Annotated in this window: 2 protein-coding genes and 1 pseudogene; all 3 read left to right on the top strand. The window is 37.2% G+C overall.

Annotated elements, in window-relative coordinates; translation table 11 throughout:
* A pseudogene (locus SMIDD26_RS08150) lies at positions 1–1,113 on the top strand (alpha-galactosidase); the annotation flags it as partial.
* A gap of 33 nt (positions 1,114–1,146) precedes the next feature.
* On the top strand, positions 1,147–2,397 hold the full coding sequence (locus SMIDD26_RS08145; RefSeq protein ID WP_061439786.1) for an extracellular solute-binding protein: 1,251 nt from the start codon (positions 1,147–1,149) through the stop codon (positions 2,395–2,397).
* Between the two features lie 18 nt (positions 2,398–2,415).
* Positions 2,416–3,288 (top strand): carbohydrate ABC transporter permease, encoded by an 873-nt coding sequence (locus SMIDD26_RS08140; protein ID WP_061439785.1) that lies wholly within the window; start codon positions 2,416–2,418, stop codon positions 3,286–3,288.
* The last annotated feature ends 93 nt before the right edge of the window (positions 3,289–3,381 follow it).

Genomic DNA, 3,381 nt, shown 5'->3' with positions numbered 1-3,381 from the left:
AAGTTGGTATTGAACTTTTTGTATTAGATGAGTGGGTGGTTTGGTAATCGCTTTGATGATAATCGGGCTTTAGGTGATTGGGTTGTTAATGAGGAAAAACTGGGTGGAAGCCTAGAAAGTCTGATTTCAGCTATCCATGAAAGAGGTTTGCAGTTTGGGCTTTGGTTAGAACCTGAAATGATTTCTGTAGATAGCGATTTGTATCGTAAACATCCTGACTGGGCTATTCAGGTTCCAGGATATGACCATACCTATTCTCGAAATCAATTAGTACTTAATCTTGCCAATCCTCAGGTAGTAGAATACTTGAAAAATGTCTTAGATCAACTCCTATCTTATCATGAGATTGATTACATTAAATGGGATATGAATCGTAATATTACTAACCTAGGAAATGGCTTTACTTATCTAGAAACACAGATGCAATCTCATCAGTACATGTTGGGGCTTTACGAACTCGTTTCTTATCTGACAGAAAAGCACAGCCATATTCTCTTTGAGTCCTGCTCTGGTGGTGGTGGACGAAATGATCTTGGTATGATGCGCTATTTCCCACAAGTCTGGGCTAGTGATAATACTGATGCCATTGCACGTTTACCAATTCAATACGGTTCATCCTATCTCTATCCAACCATTTCTATGGGGGCTCATGTTTCAGCAGTACCGAATCATCAGATGGGACGAATGACACCATTAGAAACACGTGGCCATGTAGCAATGATGGGAAATTTGGGCTATGAGCTTGATTTGACAAGTTTATCCAATGAAGAGAAAGCTGAGATTGCTAATCAGGTGAACTTGTATAAAGAATTACGACCAGTAGTTCAGTTAGGACAACAGTATAGGTTAATCAATCCCGAGTCTGCATCCAATGAAGCAGCTCTACAATTTAATTACAAAAATCAAACGATTGTAACCTACGTTCGCGTTTTGTCAGTTGTAGAGACCATGGAAACAACTTTAAAGTTAAAAGATTTGGATGAAGAGGGACTGTATGAATTACAGGAAAATGGAGTAGTTTACTCAGGTGCAGAACTCATGTATGCAGGCTTAACTGTTATCTTATCCCAAGGAGATTTTTTGAGTAGACAGTATATTTTTAGAAGACTATAATAAAGGTGTATAATTTATAAAGGAGGCTTTCCAATGAAATGGTATAAGAAAGCAGGTTTTCTTTTAGTAGCTGGGGCTAGTTTACTAGGACTAGCAGCTTGTGGTCAGAATAATCAATCGACTGATGGAAAGGTAACGATTGAATTTTTTAACCAGAAGACCGAAATGGCGGATACTTTGCAAAAAATTGTAGATAATTTTGAAAAGGATCATCCTACTATTGATGTAAAACTGACGACTGTTCCGGCAGCTGGCATTGTTCTGAAGACTCGGATTTTATCAGGAGATGTTCCAGATATTGTTAATATTTATCCTCAAAATATGGATTTTCAGGAGTGGGCAAAAGCAGGTTACTTTGCAGATATGACAGGGAAATCTTATCTTGAGAACATTAAGAATGACTATGCAGAAAAGTATGCAATCAATAACAAGATTTATAGTGTGCCTTTAACTGCTAACCTTTATGGAATCTATTACAATAAAACAAAGTTTAAAGAATTAGGGCTTGAGGAACCGAAGACTTTTAAAGAGTTTCAAGAGATTGTTAAAAAGATAAAAGATAGTGGGAATTCTCCGTTTGCAGTTGCAGGCAATGAAGGATGGACATTAAACGGTTATCACCAACTTTCTCTCATTACCATTACAGGCAGTGGAGACGCAGCTAATAACTATCTTCGCTTTTCAAAACCAAATGCTATTTCTGTAGATGATGCTATTTTAAAAGCAGATGCAGAACGACTAGATTTGTTGGCGGATAATGCTCAAGATGGATGGCGTGGTGCCTCTTATAATGATGCGGTGGTAGCATTCTCGAATGAAAAAGCCTTGATGATGCCACAAGGATCATGGGCATTAGCGGCAATTAATCAACAGGATCCAAAATTTGATGTGGGGATGTTTGCCTTCCCAGGAGAAGGAGTAGGAAAAGAAGTCACTGTTGGTGCAGGGGATATGGCATTATCAACTTCAGCTACTACCAAACATCCTAAAGAAACCGAAGAATTTATCAGCTATATGACTAGTCCAAAAGCTATGCAAGCATATTATGATGTGGATGGATCACCAGTTGCTGTAAAAGGTGTACAGGAAAAAGAAGATTCAGCACTTGCAGAGATTTCTAAACTAGCATTTACGGATAAACATTATGTTTGGTTGGGCCAACACTGGAATTCTGAAGAAGATTTTTTCAATCTAAGCGCAGGTTACTTGATGGATAAAAATCTGAAAAATATGGCAAACAATCTCAATGCTTTCTTTAATCCAATGAAGGCAGATTTGGACTAGAATAGGAGTTAAGATGATATGGCTATTCGAAAATTTTTAAATAAATACTGGGGTTGGACTTTTTTGCTCATCCCGCTTGCATTACAAGCTATCTTCTTTTACTTTCCGATGGTACAAGGTGCTTTCTATAGTTTGACTAACTGGACTGGATTGACCTATAATTATAAATTTGTTAGTCTGAATAACTACAAATTGCTTATGATTGATGGGAAATTCTTCACAGCTATTGCTTTTACTTTGATTTTAACCCTGGCATTGATTATTGGAGAGATTACAATTGGGATGGTTGTAGCTCGAGCCTTAAATTCTAAGATGAAAGGGCAGACCTTCTTTAGAGCATGGTTCTTTTTCCCAGCGGTTTTGTCTGGTTTGACAGTTTCCTTGATTTTTAAACAATTCTTTAACTATGGTCTTCCAACGATTGGAAAAATTTTAGGGATTAGTTTTTTACAAGAAAGTCTATTAGGAACACCAATCGGAGCGGTAGTGGCAACTATTTTTGTTCTTCTATGGCAAGGAGTAGCAATGCCAATTATTCTCTTTCTTGCTGGTCTTCAGAGTATTCCAAGTGATATTTTGGAGGCGGCATCAATTGATGGTGCAACAAGCAAACAAACTTTTTGGAAGATTGAATTACCATATTTGCTACCAACGATTTCTATGGTTTTTATCCTAGCTCTTAAGTCCGGTTTGACAGCCTTTGACCAAATTTTTGCCTTGACGAGTGGTGGCCCAAATAATGCTACAACGTCTCTTGGTCTTTTAGTCTATAACTATGCCTTCAAGAGTAATCAATATGGATATGCGAATGCAATTGCCTTGATTTTATTCTTAATTATTGGAATTGTTTCTCTTATCCAAATCAAACTATCAAAGAAATTTGAAATCTAATAGGGGAGTCCTACACATGAAAAAAGAAGAAAAATTGAATCAGTTTTGGAAGTATGTCCTCTTGGTAGTAGGTGGTATTCTTATACTTGTTCC

The sequence above is a fragment of the Streptococcus mitis genome, assembly GCF_001579035.1.
Classification (GTDB): domain Bacteria; phylum Bacillota; class Bacilli; order Lactobacillales; family Streptococcaceae; genus Streptococcus; species Streptococcus mitis_J.
This window is presented reverse-complemented; position numbering and strand designations above follow the sequence as displayed.